We start from the raw sequence: 16,025 nt of genomic DNA, 5'->3' as shown, positions 1-16,025 counted from the left end.
CCACGGCAGCCGGTGGGGTACCCCGCCCCCGGTGACCCAAACGGCCTGTCCTATACCGCTGGGGGGTAGGGGTAGGCTCGGTGGAGCGGAGAACCGGGCCGGCGGGAGGAGCGGGGTGGCCACCAACCTGATCGAGCTCACCATCGGCGGGATGACCTGCGCGTCCTGTGCGTCCAGGATCGAGAGGAAGCTCAACCGGATCGACGGCGTCACCGCGACCGTCAACTACGCCACCGAGAAGGCCACCGTCACCGCCGCGCCGACGGTCACCCCCGCCGACCTCATCGCGGTCGTCGAGCAGACCGGCTACACCGCCGCGCTGCCGGCCCCGCCCGCCGCCCCGGCCGACGACGACGGCGCCGAGACCGCCCAGGATGCCGAGCCGCGCCTGCTGCGCGACCGGCTGCTGGTCTCGGTCGTGCTCGCCGTACCGGTGATCGCCCTGGCCATGGTCCCGCCGCTGCAGTTCACCAACTGGCAGTGGCTCTCGCTCACCCTCGCCGCCCCGGTCGTGCTCTGGGCCGGCCTGCCGTTCCACCGGGCCGCCTGGACCAACCTGCGGCACGGCGCGGCGACCATGGACACCCTCGTCTCGCTCGGCACCCTCGCCGCCTTCGGCTGGTCGCTCTGGGCGCTGTTCCTCGGCACCGCCGGCCATCCCGGCATGACCCACGGCTTCGAGTGGACCGTGCCGCGCGGTGCCGGTGACGGCACCATCTACCTGGAGACGGCCGCCGGGGTGACCATGTTCATCCTCGCCGGCCGCTATTTCGAGGCGCGCGCCAAGCGTCGGGCCGGCGCCGCGCTGCGCGCCCTGCTCGACCTCGGCGCCAAGGACGTCGCGCTGCTGCGCGGCGGCGTCGAGACCCGCGTCCCGATCGCCGAACTCGCGGTCGGCGACACCTTCGTCGTACGGCCCGGCGAGAAGATCGCCACCGACGGCGTGGTCGACGACGGCACCTCCGCCGTCGACCTGAGCATGGTCACCGGCGAGTCGGTGCCGGTCGAGGTCGGCCCCGGCGACCAGGTGGTCGGCGGCACCGTGAACGCCGGCGGCCGGCTGCTGGTCACCGCCAACCGGGTCGGCGGCGACACCCAGCTCGCCCAGATGGCCCGGCTGGTCGAGCAGGCGCAGAGCGGAAAGGCGCGGGTGCAGCGGCTCGCCGACCGGATCAGCGGAGTCTTCGTACCCGTGGTCATCGCGCTGGCCGCCGGGACGCTCGGCTACTGGCTGGGTACCGGCGCCGGAACCGTCACGGCGTTCACCGCCGCGGTCGCCGTGCTGATCATCGCCTGCCCGTGCGCCCTCGGCCTGGCCACCCCGACCGCGCTGCTGGTCGGCACCGGCCGGGCCGCCCAGCTCGGCATCCTGATCAAGGGACCGGAGGCGCTGGAGTCGACCCGCCGCGTCGACACCGTCGTGCTCGACAAGACCGGCACCGTCACCGCCGGGCGGATGACCCTGGTCGACACCGTCGCCGCCGACGGCGAGGACCCGGAGCGCGTCCGGCGGCTCGCCGCCGCGGTCGAGGCCGCCTCCGAACACCCGATCGGCCGGGCCGTGGCGGCCGCCGTACCCGGGCCGCTGCCGCCGGTCACCGGGTTCGCCGCCGTCGAGGGACTCGGCGTACGCGGCACCGTCGACGGGCACGAGGTCGTCGCCGGCCGGGCCGCCTTCGCCGGCGAGCTGCCCGGAGCGCTCGCCGCCGCGGCGGCCGAGGCCGAGTCGGCCGGCCGCACGGTGGTCATCGTCGGCTGGGACCAGCGGGTCCGTGGCCTGCTGGTGGTCGCCGACACGGTCCGGCCGACCAGCCGCCAGGCGGTCACCGCGCTGCGCGGGCTCGGCCTGACCCCGGTGCTGCTCACCGGCGACAACGCCGCCGCGGCCCGGGCCGTCGCCGACGAGGTCGGGATCGACGAGGTGTTCGCCGGGGTCATGCCGGCCGGCAAGGTCGACGTCGTACGCCGGCTCCAGGAGCGGGGTGCGGCGGTGGCGATGGTCGGCGACGGGGTCAACGACGCGGCCGCCCTCGCCCAGGCCGACCTCGGACTGGCGATGGGCAGCGGCACCGACGTGGCGATCGAGGCCAGCGACCTGACCCTCGTCCGGGGCGACCTGACGGCGGCGGTCGACGCGATCCGGATGTCCCGGCACACGCTGCGGGTGATCAAGAGCAATCTGTTCTGGGCGTTCGCCTACAACGTGGCGGCGATCCCGCTGGCCGCCGCCGGGGTGCTCAGCCCCATGATCGCCGGTGCCGCGATGGCGTTGTCGTCGGTCTTCGTGGTGACCAACAGCCTCCGCCTGCGCCGCTTCCACCCGACCCGCCCCTCATGATCCCCGTGATCAGGGAGTACGCCCCGCGTGTCGTCGGCGCGGCGGGCCGCATTTCCCCTGATCACGGGGATCATGGCCGGGGCCGGCCCCGGGGCCGGGCGCCGGGCGCCGGGGCGGACCTGCTCAGCCGATCCGGCGGCGGGCCTTCGCGCCCCACTGGGCCACGGTCACCAGCAGCGCGCCGACCGCCAGCGTGATCGCGCCGAGCACGCCGACGGCGGCCGCCGAAGCGCCGGTCAGGGGCAGTTCCTGGTTGGCTGACATGCCGTACTCCTCATACTCGGGTGGGTTGCGGGGTGCCGATACGGGCGGGCGACGCCCACACGCAGCGGTCGACGGTCGGCTGGCGGATGGCCTTCACCAGCGCGTGCACCATGACGACCCGGTAGAGCAGGTCGGTCAGGGTGATCAGGGGCAGGAAGAGGACCAGCCGGGGCCGGCGCAGCCGCCAGGCGGCCAGTAGCACCCAGACCGACTGGCCGGCCAGAAGGAAAAGTAGTCCGGTGCCGACGCCGAGGCCGGCGGTGGCCAGCACCCACACGGTCAGCGGCGCGCCGACGACGTACAGCGCCCAGTGCAGCATCAGCAGCACGTACGCGTAGTCGAAGCGGGTGGCCCGGCGGCCGACCCGGTGGCCGATGACGCCCTGGAAGGTGCCCCACATCCAGCGCAGGTTCTGCCGGTACCAGTCCCGCATGCTGGTCGGATCCTGCAGGTGGGCCACGGCGCGCGGAGCGTAGACGACCCGCCCGAGGCGCCGCCGGTGCGTCTCCAGCACCCAGTACGTGTCGTCCACGATGTACGGCGGCCGCTGCGGCAGGACGGCGTCGAGCAGTTCGGTGCGGTAGAGCGAGTTGCTGCCGGAGATGCAGTTCATGACGTTGAAGTGGCTCTGGATCCGGCGGGTGAGCACCTGGTAGCTCCAGTAGCTGTAGGCCCGCTTGGCCAGCCACGGGTTCCACCGGCGCTCCTTCGGCCACCAGGTCACGTTGTGGCCGACGACGATGGCGGTCTGGTCCTCCAGGTGGGCCAGGGCCGCGCTGACGAAGCCGGCGTCGACGAGCACGTCGTCGTCGAGGATCGCGACCGCGCGGAACCTGGTGCCGAGCCCGAACCGCACGTACCCGGCGTGCAGTGCGGCGGGCTTGCCGACGTTGACGGGGAGGGTGAGGACGTGGGCGCCGGCCTCGCCGGCGATCCGGGCGGTGTCGTCGGTCGATGCGTCGGAGACGACGTAGACGGGGACGCCGGTGGCCCGGGCGGCCGCGACGGCCGACGCTATTGTTGACGCACCGTTACGGCAGGCGATCATGATGGCCACCTGGTCGGCGCGGACCGGGCCGTACCGGGGGTAGGCCGGTGGGCGGCGCCGGTGCGCGGCACGGTCCGGCCGAGCGAATCCGTACCCAAACGCGGCGACTACCGAGAGTAGTAGTAGCGCGCTGAAGATGACGGATGAGATCAGGAAGAACCGCAGCATTTGTGTGCCTTTGCGCAGGTGGCGGGCGTGGCGAAATGCCGCATCGGCGCGGCTGCCGGTAACGCTACGTAGCGTTCTCTAGGGCGCCAAGGGTGGCGCGTCCGAATTGGCCGTTCGGCCAACTTGGCTCGCATTTGCGGCTTACATCGGGAGGGGAACTGGTCGGCGCTTGGTCCTACTTTGATTACTCAGAGTGTCGATATCTGCCGGGGGCGACGCCGAACCGGCGCTTGAACGCATGGGCGAACGCGAACTCCGAGGCGTAGCCGACCCGGGCCGCGATCGAACTCAGCGGCGCGTCGGACCCGCGGAGCCGGCGGGCCGCGAGGGTCATCCGCCACCACGTCAGGTAGCCCAGCGGCGGCTGACCGACGAGTGCCGTGAAACGGCGGGCGAACGCCGCCCGGGACAGCCCCGCCTCGGCGGCCAGGGCCGCGACCGTCCAGGCGCGGGCCGGGTCCCGGTGCATCGCCCGCAGCGCGGCGCCGACCGCCCGGTCGGCGAGGGCCACCGGCCAGCCGGTGGCGGGGCCGGATGTCGACCGCTCCTCCAACCACGCCCGCAGGATGTGGAGCAGCAGGGTGTCGAGCAGGGCGGGAACGATGGCGTCGGTGCCGGGCCGGGGCTGCCGCAGCTCGGTGGTGAGCAGTTCCACGGTCGCCCGCAGCACGGGATACCGGTCGAGGTGCGCCGGAAGGTGGACGAGTTCGGGCAGGTCGTGCAGCAGGGGATGGGTACGGGCCGGTTCGAGCTCGTAGGCGCCGCAGAGCGTGACGGTGGCCGGCACGCCGCTTCCGGCGGGCGGGTCGACGGCGGTGTAGCGCCCGACGGAGTCCGGATCGCAGTCCGGTCCGGTGACCGGGGCCGACGGGCTGTCGGCCAGCACGTGCCCCGGCCCGTGCGGACGGAACACCACGTCACCGACGGCCAGCGACACCGGGTCGGTGTCCGGCCGGATCAGCCAGCACGGTCCCGCCAGGACCATCTGGAAGCCGGCCGAACCGGGTACGGCGGCGAACCGTTGCGCCCACGGTGCGGGCCAGGTCACCAGCGCGGCCCGTGGCCGGCCGGTCCGCAGCACCGCGAGCACGTCGCTGAGCACGTCCATCCCGGCCAGTATCCGACGCGAGACGATCGGGTATGGACCGAGGAGCCGTACGCATGGTCCGGTACCGCCGTCGTTCATAGGTTCGGAGACATGCGAGCCATGCGAATCCACGGGTACGGCGACGTGTCGGTCATCCGCCAGGACATCGTCCCCCGCCCGGTGCCGGGCCACGACGAGGTGCTGATCCGCGTCGCGGGGACCTCGTTCAACCCGTCCGAGATCGGACTGCGGTCCGGCCTGCTCAGCTCCGTCTTCCCGCTGGACCTGCCGTACACGCTCGGCTGGGACGTCGCCGGCACGGTCGTCGCGGTCGGCGACGGCGGGTCCACCTTCGCCGTGGGTGACCGGGTCGTCGGCCGGGTCGACAGCGGCGGAGCCGCGGCCGAGTACGTGACGGCCACGGCCGACCGTCTCGTCCGGGCGCCCGCCGCCGTCCCGCTCGCCGACGCCGCGGCCATCCCGGTCGCCGGTCTCACCGCGTGGCAGGCGGTGTTCGAGCACGCCCGCGTCGCGCCCGGGCAGTGGGTGCTCGTCAACGGCGCGGGCGGCGGTGTCGGCGGGTTCGCCGTCCAACTCGCCCGGTACGCCGGAGCACGGGTCGTCGCCACCGCCGGCCCGCGCAGCGCCGACGCCGTACGCCGACTCGGCGCCGACCGGGTCGTCGACTACACCACCACGCCACTCGACGACGCGCTCCCCGGGCCGGTCGACGCCGTGCTCAACCTGGTCGCGGCCGGTCCGGAACGGGTGGCGGCCCTGCTGCCGCTGGTCCGGCCGGGCGGCGTGCTGGTCAGCATCACCGTCGGGGTCGAGGTGCCCGCGGGCGTACCGGTGACGGCGAGCCGGTTCGTCGCGCGCAACGACCCGGCCCAGCTCGCCGAGTTGGTGAAGCTGGTCGACGCCGGCGTGGTCCGGGTCGACGTCGCCGCGTCCCGCCCGCTGGCCGACCTGGCCGCCGTGCACCGCGCCGCCGAGGCCGGCCTGACCCGGGGCAAGGTCGTCCTCGTCCCGTGACTACTGGCGCAGGCTGCGGATCAGCTGCATGACCTCGCGGGTCACGGGGCGCAGCACCCGCAGCCGGGACAGGCCGACCAGCCGGTCGATCAACGGGGTGGCCCCGTCGATCAACCGCCGGGTCTTGGCCTGCTCCGGCGACCGGTCGTGCACCCAGTAGAGGACCACCCCCATGTACGCCAGCCACAGCAACTCCGGCAGGTCGGCGCGCAGTTCCGGGTCCACCTTCGCCGTCGACCCCTCGACCACCTCGCGGAACAGCGCGATCGACGCCTCCCGTGCCCCCGACGACTCGGTCGAGAACGGGCTCAGCGGCGAGGTCGGCTCGGCGGCCGTCTTGAAGAACGTCGCCGCGAACGCGTGGTAGGGCGCGTTCGCGTCGATGCCGGCGTGCAGCACCCCGCGCAGCCGGGCCGCGAAGTCCGACTCGTGGCGCAGCACGGGTGTCGCCGCGGCCCGGTGTTCGACCTGCGTGCCGGCGTAGAACTCCTGGATCAGGTGTTCCTTCGAACCGAAGTAGTAGTAGGCGTTGCCGACCGCGACGCCCGCCTCCTTCGCGATCGCGCGCATCGTCGTCTGGGTGTAGCCGCGCTCGCGGAAGAGTCGCATCGCGGTGTCGAGGATGAGCCGGCGGGTCTGCTCGCCCTTGGCGGTCGCCGGCTCAGCCGCAGCGGTCGTCGGCACACTCGCTTCGCTCATCGTCACCACCGTAGTACGGCTCCCGGTAGCGTTCCCGCAGCGCCGACGCGGTCTTCACGACCCGCCTCGCCACCGGCAGCAGGTCCGGCCGGGCGAGCCGGTCGGCCAGTGCCCGGTAGTCGGCGAGCGCCCACAGGCAGGCCAGCCAGGCGCCGTCGCCGACGTACACCTCGCCGGTGTCGGCGATCACGGTGATGTCCCGCAGCGTCGCGGCGTGGTCGAGGTCGGGGAACAGCAGCCGGGCCTGGGGCGACCCGGCCGGCACGAACGACAGCGGTACGAGCTGGTCGCGCGCCGCGAGCCAGGCGCGCGCCGTACGGCAGACCGGGCACTGCCCGTCGTAGAGGACGGTGAACCCGGCGATCCCACCGCCCCCGTGTGCGGTGGGATCGCCGGGCCGGGCACCGGTCACGGCTGCGCCGGCGGCTGGTGCGGCGGCATGGGCGGCCCGGCCGGGGGAGCGGCCTCGGGCGACGCGCCGGGGCGGGCGGCGCGGGGATGCTGCGGCGGTACGGGCGGCCGGCCCGGCGGGAACCCGACCGGGCCACCGGCGTACGGGCCGGCCATGGCGAGCCGGCCGGCGGGCGGCACCGGCGGCCGGGGGGCCTGTTGCCGCAGCCGCCCGCGCCGGTAGCGGTTGAGGGCGAAGACGTTGAAGAAGTGCAGGATGCCCAGCACCAGGAGCATCAGGCCGATCTTCAGCGACAGTTCCTCCATCGCGTGGGCCATCGAGGTGATCCGGCCGCCGTAGCGCAGGTTGAACATGGCGAAGCCGAGGTTGAGCAGGTAGAAGCCGACCACGAGCAGGCTGTTGATCGCCTTTGCCAGCTTGCTGTCGTCGAAGACCTCGACGAGGAAGACGAGCCCGTTGCGCGACAGCACGCCGGCCACCCAGACGACCAACCCGATGCTGATCACGAGGTAGCTCAGGTACATCCAGACCTTCAGGTCCACCGTCGACCCCTTTCTCGAACGTGTTCAAGTTTTGGTCGCCCTGAGCGTACGACTGCTTTTGAACGCGTTCAAGCGAGACGCCCCTCACCCGGAACGGCGCCGCACCCGGGGTCGGGTGCGGCGCCGCCGGAGCGTGACCGGTCAGCCGGCCAGGCCGAGGGTTTCCGCCGCCGCGCGGCCGTTGGCGTGGCTGGCGCCGTACGTCGTCACGAAGGCGCGTACGCCCGCCGGCCGCCAGGGCGACGGCCAGCCCATCTCGACCAGGACCACCGGGTGGGCGGCGGCCAGCGCCTCGACCAGCGCCGGCGCCTCGGCCAGCCGGTGCACGTGCCGCCCGACCAGCACGATCGGCCGGCCGCCGGCCCGTTCCACCAGGTCGGGTACGTCGGTCTCGGTGGCCACCACGCGCAGTTGCTCGGCGCCGCCGACGTGCGGGCCGAGGCCCCACGGCACCCGCCCCTCGGCGATCGTCGACGACGACACGAGCTGCACCACGAGGGGCGTACCGAGGTCGGTGAGGGTGCCCTCGACGCGGACCGCGCGCCGGGCGGCGGCGTACCCGAGGTCGGTCGCCACGGTCTCGTCCGGCGCGGCGGCCCGGGTCCAGGCGGCGAGTTCGGCGGCGCGGCCGGCGGCCTGCTCGACCCGGGCGAGGTCGAGCAGGCCGTCGCCGAGGGCCGCGACGACGTGCGCCACCACCTCTTCGACCAGGGCCGGCTCGTCGATGTCGGCGCCGATGCAGAGCAGGTCGGCGCCGGCCGCCAGGGCGCGTACGGCCGCCGGGGCGACGCCACCGGCGGCGAGCGCGGCCCCCTTCATCTCCAGGGCGTCGGTGACGACCGCGCCGGTGAAGCCGTATTCGTGGCGGAGCAGGTCGACCAGGACGGCGCTGGTGAAGGTGGCCGGCGCGGGACCGGTCAGGGCCGGCACCCGGATGTGTGCGGTCATGACAGCCTTGGCGTCGGCGGCGATGACCGCCGCGAAGGGCGGCAGGTCGCGGGCCCGCAGCACGGACAGCGGTACGTCGACGGTCGGCAGTTCGTGGTGCGAGTCGGCGACCGTGGCGCCGTGGCCGGGGAAGTGCTTCGCGCAGGCGGCCACCCCGGCGGCCTGGAGCCCGGTGACCGCGGCGGCGGCGTGGGCGGCGACCCGGACCGGGTCGGCGCCGAACGAGCGGGTGCCGATGATCGGGTTGTCGTCGTGTGAGTTGACGTCGACGGTCGGCGCGAGGTTGAGGGTGACGCCGGCGGCCGCGAGTTCGGCGCCGATGGCCTGGTAGACGCGCCGGGTGAGGCCGACGTCGCCGACCGCGCCGAGGGCGGCGTTGCCCGGGTACGGGCTGCCGGTGGCGTGCGCGAGCCGGGTGACGTCGCCGCCCTCCTCGTCGATGGCGACGACGACGTCGGGGCGGGCCTGGCGCAGCGCGGCGGTGGTCGCGGCGACCTGGGCGGGGTCGACGACGTTGCGGCCGAAGAGGGTGTGTCCGGCGAGCCCGTCGGCGACCAGTTCGACCGCCCATCGCGGGGGTGCGGTCCCCGGGAAGGCCGCGAGCAGGGTGCGCAGCACGAGCCGCCGAAGTCCTGGGTCGATCGTCACCTGGTCTCCCTCTTGTCCCCGCCGGTGCGCGTCACGTGCCGGCAGGGGTCATCCTGTCGCCGGTGGGTGCCGGCCGTTGTCATGATCTGCGATTACGCTACGGCTACCGGTAAGGCCCAGTTATCGATAAGAAACTTTACTAAATATAGAGGACGTCTCCATGGCTTCCACCCGTCTGCCCGGCACACCCCGCCTCCTCCGTGCGCTCAACGACCGCGCCGCCCTGGAACTGCTGCTCGACCGGGGCCCGCTCACCCGCGCCCAACTCGGCGAGCTGACCGGCCTGTCCAAGGTCACCGCCTCCCAGCTCGTCGAACGCCTGGAGGAACGCGGCCTGGTCACCCGGGTCGGGGAGCAGGCCGGCGGCCGCGGCCCCAACGCCCAGCTCTACGCGGTCACCCCGGGCAGCGCGTACGTCGTCGGCGTCGACGTCGGCCCGGACCGGGTGGTCGCCGCCTGCGCCGACATCACCGGCGGGGTGATCGGCCGGGTCGAGCAGTCCACCCGCGACACCGACGACCCGGTCGGCGTGGTGCACAACGCGGTCGTCCAGGCGGCCGGCGAGGCGCACGCCCAGCTCGCCAGCGTGCGCCGGGTGGTGCTCGGCACCCCCGGTCTGGTCGACCCCGCCACCGGCGACATCACGTTCGCGTTCAACCTGCCGCGCTGGCACCGCGGGCTGCTCGCCGCGCTGCGCGAGGACCTGCGCATCCCGGTCGTGTTCGAGAACGACGTCAACCTGGCGGCGGTCGCCGAGGCGCACACCGGGGCGGCCCGTGGTGTCGACAACTTCGTGCTGGTCTGGGCCGGCGTCGGTATCGGTCTCGCCATCATGATCAACGGGCGGATGCACCACGGCAGCACCGGCGCGGCCGGCGAGATCGGCTATCTCCCGGTGCCCGGCGCGCCCATCCCGCGCGACGTGTCGCGCCGGGCCAAGCCCGCCTTCCAGCAGGTCGCCGGCGCCGACGCGATCCGGGCGGTGGCCCGCGAGCACGGCTTCCGGGCGGCCACCGCCGCCGAGGCCGTGCGCGCGGCGATCGCGGCCGGGACCGAGGGTGGCCCGTTCCTCGACGAGCTGGCCCGCCGGCTGGCCCTCGGCGTGGCCGGCACCTGTGTGGTGCTCGACCCGCCGCTGGTCGTGCTGACCGGCGAGGTCGGTCAGGCCGGCGGGAGCGCGCTCGCCGAGCGGGTGCAGCACGAGGTGGCCGCGATCACGCTGGTGTCGCCCCGGGTGCAGGTGACCGAGCTGACCGAGGAGCCGGTGCTCCAGGGCGCGTTGCGCACCGCGCTGGACGCGGTCCGGGACGAGGTCTTCGGGTCGACGGTGGGCTGAGCCGGTGCCCACGCCACATCCCGTCATGTGAAGGAATTCTTCAATAAAGTAAACAGTACTGCAAGCTCTCGACATAGATGGATATCTGGCTATACCGTTCGGTCACCCGACGTCCCCGGCGACCGGGGGCGTCCATCACTTCGGGAGGAGTGACGGTGACCGTACGAAACCCCCTGCGTCGAGCCGCCCGCCTGATCGGCGGCGGCGCCCTCGCCCTGGCCGTCGGCCTGTCCGCCCAACCGGCCCAGGCCGCGCCGGCCGACCGGTCGGGCGCCGCCGATCCGCTCGCCGCCGCCTTCGAGGCCGCGGCCGACCGCTACGACGTGCCGCGCGACCTGCTCGCGGCGCTCGGCTACGCCGAGACCCGTCTCGACGGGCACAACGGTGAGCCGAGCGCCTCGAACGGCTACGGCGTCATGCACCTGACCAGCAACCCGAACGTCCGGACCCTCGACGAGGCGGCTGCCCTCACCAGGCTGCCCGCCACCGAACTGCGCACCGACACCGCCGCCAACATCACCGGGGCCGCCGCCGTGCTCCGGTCGTACGCCGACGCGGCCGGGCTGACCGCCGCCCAGCGCGACGACGTCGACCGCTGGTACGGCGTGGTGGCCCGCTACGGCGGCGGCTCCACCCCGGCGACCACCCGCCTCTACGCCGACGCCGTCTACGACCTGCTCGGCACCGGCTTCGCCGCCGGCGGCGCGCTCCGGATCCCCGGCCGCCCGGTCGCCCCGCAGCGCGGCGCGCTCGCCTCGGTCGCCCCGGTCGGTGCCGCCGACCCCGGCGTCGGCACGCTGAGCGCCGACTACGGCCCGGCCGCCTGGGCGCCCGCGCACAGCAACAACTACACCGTGTCCAGCCGGGAGTCGACGTACGACATCCGCTACGTGATCATCCACGTGGCGCAGGGCTCGTACGCCGGCACCGTGAGCTGGTTCCAGAACCCCGGTGCCGGGGTCAGCGCCCACTACACGATCCGCTCGTCGGACGGCGCGGTCACCCAGTCCGTACGGGACAAGGACGTCGCCTGGCACGCCGGCAACTGGACCTACAACACCCAGTCGATCGGCATCGAGCACGAGGGCTTCGTCAACAACGCCTCGTGGTTCACCGACGCGATGTACCGCTCGTCGGCCGCGCTCACCCGGCACCTGGCCAACCGGTACAACATCCCGAAGACCCGTTCGTACATCCTCGGCCACAACCAGGTTCCGGGTGCCACGCACACCGACCCGGGGCCGAACTGGAACTGGACCCGCTTCATGGAGCTGGTCAACGGTGGCGGCACCACCCCGCCGCCGAGCTGGACGTCCACCGTCGACAACGACACCGCGGGCCGGTTCACCGCCAGCGGCAACTGGGGCTCGTCGGCGTACTCCAGCCAGCGGCACGGCGCCAACTACCGGTTCGCCGACCCGGTCCTGGCCAGCGACTCGGCCTGGTACAAGTTCAACATCCCGGCGACGGCGACGTACCGGGTCGACGCCTGGTGGCCGGCCGACGCGGGATACAACAACTCGACCCCGTACGTCATCGTCACCTCCGGCGGGAACCAGACGGTCAACGTCAACCAACGGCTGACCGGCGGCCAGTGGCGGGTGCTCGGCACCTACACCCTGACCGCCGGTGACGCCAACAAGGTCGCGGTGAGCCGCTGGACGAACGGCACCGGTCTGGTCATCGCCGACGCGATCCGCATCACCCGGGTCTGACCCGGCGCGCCACGCGCCCCACCCACGCCCCGCGATCTTGCACTTATCTCCCCCTTTCACGGCTTATGTCGGGCGACGAGTGCAAGATCGCGGGGGCGGGGGGCGGGGAACGTCGAGGTGGTGCGTGGTTGGATGGGCATCGTGGCGGACGAGGACCTGGTGATCGACCTCGACGGGGTCGGCGTGCAACGATCCGGCAACCACCTGCTGCGCGACGTGACGTGGCAGGTCGAACTCGACGAGCGGTGGGTGGTGCTCGGGCCCAACGGGGCCGGCAAGACCACCATGCTCAACCTCGCCGCCGGTCGGCTGCACCCGACCACCGGCACGGCCCGGATCCTCGGCGAACGGATCGGCCGCACCGACGTCAACGAGCTGCGTACCCGGATCGGCCTGTCGACGGCGGCGCTCGCCGAGCGGATCCCGGCGCGGGAGCGGGTCGTCGACGTGGTCGTGACCGCGGCGTGGTCGGTGGTGGGCCGGTTCCGGGAGAGCTACGACCCGGCCGACGAGGCCCGCGCCCGCGGGCTGCTCGCCCAGCTCGGGGTCGCCGGGCTGGCCGAGCGGGACTACGGCACCCTGTCGGAGGGGGAGCGCAAGCGGGTGCAGGTGGCCCGGGCGCTGATGACCGACCCGGAACTGCTGCTGCTCGACGAGCCGGCGGCCGGACTCGACCTGGGCGGCCGGGAGGACCTGGTCGCCCGGCTGGGTGAGCTGGCGATGGACCCCGACGCCCCGGCGATCGTGCTGGTCACCCACCACGTCGAGGAGATCCCGCCGGGCTTCACCCACGCCCTGCTCGTGCGTGACGGCGAAATCGTGGCGCAGGGGCTGATCGGCCGGACGCTGACCGGTGAGCTGTTGTCCAAGACGTTCGGCGTGTCGCTGACCGTCGACCGGCACGGCGACCGGTTCACCGCCCGGGCGGCCTGAATCCCGCTGCCACCGCCGTGTGGATTACTGTCGATGGGTTGACCTGACTGTAAGTCATCTTTACAGTTCTGTTTCGACGCGTGTCGGCAGCACCCCCACGACAGTAGAGGCAGTGAAATGTCCAGACTGCGCTTGATTGCGGCCGGGGTCTCCGCCGCCGCGCTCGCCCTCGCCGGCGTCCTGGTGGCCGCCCCCGGCGCACATGCCGCGACCGCCAGCTTCGCCAAGGTCCAGGACTGGGGCAGTGGCTACGAGGCCCGCTTCACCGTCCGTAACGACACCAGCAGCACGATCACGAGCTGGCGGGTCGACTTCGACCTGCCGTCCGGCTCGACCCTCGGCAGCTACTGGGACGCCCTGCTCACCAGCAGCGGCAACCGGCACAGCTTCACCAACCGGTCCTGGAACGGCACCCTGACCGCCGGTGCCACCGCCACCTTCGGCTTCATCGTCAACGGCACCGGGACCCCGGCCAACTGCACGGTCAACGGCGGCTCCTGCACCGGCGGCGGGAGCGGCGACACCCAGGCCCCGACCGTGCCCGGCAACCTGCGGTCCACCGGCACCACCTCGTCGAGCGTGTCGCTGGCCTGGAACGCGTCGACCGACAACGTCGGCGTGACCGGCTACGACGTCTACCGCGGCGGCACCATCGCCACCACCGTCACCGGCACCAGCGCCACGATCAGCGGCCTGAACCCGTCGACCTCGTACGCCTTCTCGGTGCGCGCCCGCGACGCCGCCGGCAACACCTCCGCGCAGACCGGCGCGCTCAACGTCACCACCGCGTCCGGTCCCGGGACCGGGGGCACCCCCGCCGCCATCAACGGCCAGCTCCGGGTCTGCGGCGTGCAGCTCTGCAACCGGTACAACCGCCCGATCCAGTTGCGCGGCATGAGCACCCACGGCATCCAGTGGTACGCCCAGTGCGTCAACAACGCCTCGCTCGACGCGCTCGCCACCGACTGGAACGCCGACGTGCTGCGCATCTCCATGTACATCCAGGAGGGTGGCTACGAGACCAACCCGCGGCTGTTCACCGACCGGGTGCACGACTACATCGAGCGGGCCACCGCGCGCGGCATGTACGCCATCGTCGACTGGCACATGCTCACCCCGGGCGACCCCAACCACAACCTGGCCCGCGCCCGCACCTTCTTCACCGAGATCGCGCAGCGCCACAAGGACAAGACCAACATCCTGTACGAGATCGCCAACGAGCCGAACGGCGTGAGCTGGTCGTCGATCAAGAGCTACGCCGAGCAGATCATCCCGGTCATCCGGGCCCAGGACCCGGACGGCGTCGTGCTGGTCGGCACCCGTGCCTGGTCCTCGCTCGGCCTCTCCGAGAGCTCGTCGGAAACCGAGATCATCAACAACCCGGTCAACGCGACGAACATCATGTACACGTTCCACTTCTACGCCGCGTCGCACGGCACGACGTACCTCAACGCGCTGTCCCGGGCCGCCGACCGGCTGCCGATCTTCGTCACCGAGTTCGGCACCCAGACCGCCTCCGGCGACGGGGCGAACGACTTCACCCGTGCCCAGCAGTACCTCGACCTGATGGCGACGAAGAAGATCAGTTGGGTCAACTGGAACTTCTCCGACGACTTCCGCAGCGGCGCCGTATTCAACACCGGCACCTGCAACAGCAGCTCGTACACCGGCACCGCGGTGCTCAAGCCGGCCGGTGTCTGGATCCGCGACCGCATCCGTACCCCGGACAACTTCCCGACCAGCTGACGGTTCCGCGGCGGGGCGGGACGGCCATGGCCGTCCCGCCCCGTCCGTCTGTCCCGGGCCCACGCCCGGGGGCAGGGGTACGACCCTCAGGACCGGGTGCGCAGGGTGGGGAGCAGTTCGTCGGCGGCGAGGGTGATCTGGGCGACGGCGAGCTGCGGATCGGTCGGCGGGCGGAGCACGATCGCGTCGGCCCCGGCCGCCCCGATCCGGTCGTACGCCGCGAGGCACTGTTCGGCCGTACCGGCCATCGCGAACCGGTCCACCCACGCCTCCGGCAGCGCCGCCGCCAGCCCGTCCACATCGGACGTCGCGGCGGTCAGGGCGGCCAGCTCGTCGGCGAGTTCGGCGTCGCCGGGCTGCAGGCGCCCGCCGGCCAGCCGGATCGCGATCTCGCGTCGGGCGGTCCGCCGGTCGGGGTCGAACTCGAAGTCGACGTAGACGGTCAGCCGATGGTCGTCGCTGCGGCCCGCCTCCCGCCGGCCCTTGTCGATCATCTCCCGGGCCCAGCCGATGTAGGCCGGGCTCGCCCCCTCGGCCAGGATCGTGCCGTCGGCGACCCGCCCGGACAGCCGCATCGACCGTTCGGCGCGTACGCCGAGGGACAGCGGCGGCACCTGGGCCGGCGGGAACTCCAGCGCCACGTCGGTCAGCCGGGCGTACCGACCGTCCACTGTGACCGTCTCGCCGGCGAGTAGCGCGCGTACGGCCTGGACGGTCTCGCCGAGCACCGCAAGCGGCGACGGGTGGGCGGCCCCGACCTGTTCGAGCCACCCGCCGACGCCGTGGCCGAAACCGGGCAGCACCCGGCCGGGGAACAGCCGGCAGAGGTTGGCCAGTTCCATCGCGGCCAGGGCGGGGTTGCGGAACGCCGCCGGCAGGATGCCGATCCCGACCCGAAGCCGTTCGGTGCACGCGAGGGCGACCGCCGCCGCCGACACCGCACCGGTGAAGAAGCAGTCCTCGACGACCCACAACTCGTCGTATCCGGCGCGTTCGACCAGCCGCGCGTAGGCCGGCAGGTTCTCCGGCGCGTTCTCGCAGCGGTACATGACCCCGATCGGCATCCGTCCCATGCCTGGCAAGCCTGCCAGACCGGACGCCCGCCC

14 protein-coding genes are annotated in these 16,025 nt (G+C 73.0%); 6 read left to right on the top strand and 8 right to left on the bottom strand.

Going from position 1 to position 16,025, the window contains the following annotated elements:
- Positions 1 to 151: 151 nt before the first annotated feature.
- Positions 152 to 2,338 carry a heavy metal translocating P-type ATPase gene (locus tag QCD66_RS29990; protein WP_375734653.1) on the top strand — a complete coding sequence of 729 codons (2,187 nt, stop codon included), beginning with the start codon at positions 152 to 154 and terminating at the stop codon, positions 2,336 to 2,338.
- A 123-nt stretch (positions 2,339 to 2,461) separates the two neighbouring features.
- Here QCD66_RS29990 and QCD66_RS29985 read toward each other — a convergent pair whose 3' ends face one another.
- From QCD66_RS29985 to QCD66_RS29975, 3 genes are all read right to left on the bottom strand, one after another.
- Positions 2,462 to 2,602 carry a hypothetical protein gene (locus tag QCD66_RS29985; RefSeq protein WP_364208426.1) on the bottom strand — a complete coding sequence of 47 codons (141 nt, stop codon included), beginning with the start codon at positions 2,600 to 2,602 and terminating at the stop codon, positions 2,462 to 2,464.
- 10 nt (positions 2,603 to 2,612) lie between these two features.
- Positions 2,613 to 3,818, bottom strand: coding sequence for a glycosyltransferase (locus tag QCD66_RS29980; protein ID WP_375734635.1), 1,206 nt, complete (start codon positions 3,816 to 3,818; stop codon positions 2,613 to 2,615).
- Between the two features lie 184 nt (positions 3,819 to 4,002).
- Positions 4,003 to 4,926: an AraC family transcriptional regulator gene (locus QCD66_RS29975; RefSeq protein WP_375734634.1), complete on the bottom strand. Its 924-nt coding sequence runs from the start codon at positions 4,924 to 4,926 to the stop codon at positions 4,003 to 4,005.
- 90 nt (positions 4,927 to 5,016) lie between these two features.
- Between QCD66_RS29975 and QCD66_RS29970 the strand changes: the two genes are divergently transcribed.
- Positions 5,017 to 5,940 (top strand): NADP-dependent oxidoreductase, encoded by a 924-nt coding sequence (locus QCD66_RS29970; RefSeq protein WP_375734633.1) that lies wholly within the window; start codon positions 5,017 to 5,019, stop codon positions 5,938 to 5,940.
- Here QCD66_RS29970 and QCD66_RS29965 read toward each other — a convergent pair whose 3' ends face one another.
- The 4 genes from QCD66_RS29965 to QCD66_RS29950 all read right to left on the bottom strand — a co-directional run bounded on the left by QCD66_RS29965 (position 5,941) and on the right by QCD66_RS29950 (position 9,189).
- Positions 5,941 to 6,639, bottom strand: coding sequence for a TetR family transcriptional regulator (locus QCD66_RS29965; RefSeq protein ID WP_375734632.1), 699 nt, complete (start codon positions 6,637 to 6,639; stop codon positions 5,941 to 5,943). It abuts the gene before it with no gap.
- Entirely contained in the window at positions 6,602 to 7,051 is a 450-nt protein-coding gene (locus QCD66_RS29960; RefSeq protein WP_364208412.1) for a DUF393 domain-containing protein, read from the bottom strand. Before QCD66_RS29960 ends, QCD66_RS29965 begins: the two co-directional genes overlap by 38 nt.
- Positions 7,048 to 7,593, bottom strand: a complete 546-nt coding sequence (locus QCD66_RS29955; protein WP_375734630.1) for a hypothetical protein — start codon at positions 7,591 to 7,593, stop codon at positions 7,048 to 7,050. The genes QCD66_RS29960 and QCD66_RS29955 overlap by 4 nt, the downstream gene beginning before the upstream one ends.
- 141 nt (positions 7,594 to 7,734) lie before the next feature.
- Positions 7,735 to 9,189 carry a glycoside hydrolase family 3 N-terminal domain-containing protein gene (locus QCD66_RS29950; RefSeq protein ID WP_375734629.1) on the bottom strand — a complete coding sequence of 485 codons (1,455 nt, stop codon included), beginning with the start codon at positions 9,187 to 9,189 and terminating at the stop codon, positions 7,735 to 7,737.
- A 160-nt stretch (positions 9,190 to 9,349) separates the two neighbouring features.
- On the opposite strand from QCD66_RS29950, the gene QCD66_RS29945 reads away from it, so the two are divergent.
- From QCD66_RS29945 to QCD66_RS29930, 4 genes are all read left to right on the top strand, one after another.
- A complete protein-coding gene (locus QCD66_RS29945; RefSeq protein ID WP_357532795.1) occupies positions 9,350 to 10,525 on the top strand; it encodes an ROK family transcriptional regulator in 1,176 nt (391 codons plus the stop codon).
- Positions 10,526 to 10,680: 155 nt separating this feature from the next.
- Positions 10,681 to 12,240 carry an N-acetylmuramoyl-L-alanine amidase gene (locus QCD66_RS29940; protein ID WP_364208403.1) on the top strand — a complete coding sequence of 520 codons (1,560 nt, stop codon included), beginning with the start codon at positions 10,681 to 10,683 and terminating at the stop codon, positions 12,238 to 12,240.
- A 132-nt stretch (positions 12,241 to 12,372) separates the two neighbouring features.
- The gene (locus QCD66_RS29935) at positions 12,373 to 13,173 is read left to right on the top strand and encodes an ABC transporter ATP-binding protein (RefSeq protein WP_364208400.1); all 801 of its coding nucleotides are present in this window, start codon (positions 12,373 to 12,375) and stop codon (positions 13,171 to 13,173) included.
- A gap of 117 nt (positions 13,174 to 13,290) precedes the next feature.
- The gene (locus tag QCD66_RS29930; RefSeq protein WP_375734628.1) at positions 13,291 to 14,919 is read left to right on the top strand and encodes a cellulase family glycosylhydrolase; all 1,629 of its coding nucleotides are present in this window, start codon (positions 13,291 to 13,293) and stop codon (positions 14,917 to 14,919) included.
- Positions 14,920 to 15,005: 86 nt separating this feature from the next.
- Here the strand turns inward: QCD66_RS29930 and QCD66_RS29925 are convergent, their stop codons facing one another.
- Positions 15,006 to 15,992, bottom strand: coding sequence for an LLM class flavin-dependent oxidoreductase (locus QCD66_RS29925; protein WP_375734627.1), 987 nt, complete (start codon positions 15,990 to 15,992; stop codon positions 15,006 to 15,008).
- Positions 15,993 to 16,025: the final 33 nt, after the last annotated feature.

This window comes from Polymorphospora sp. A560 (assembly GCF_045781765.1).
GTDB lineage: Bacteria > Actinomycetota > Actinomycetes > Mycobacteriales > Micromonosporaceae > Polymorphospora > Polymorphospora lycopeni.
Note: the sequence above shows the minus strand (reverse complement) of the source record. Positions and strands in the feature narration are given on the sequence as shown.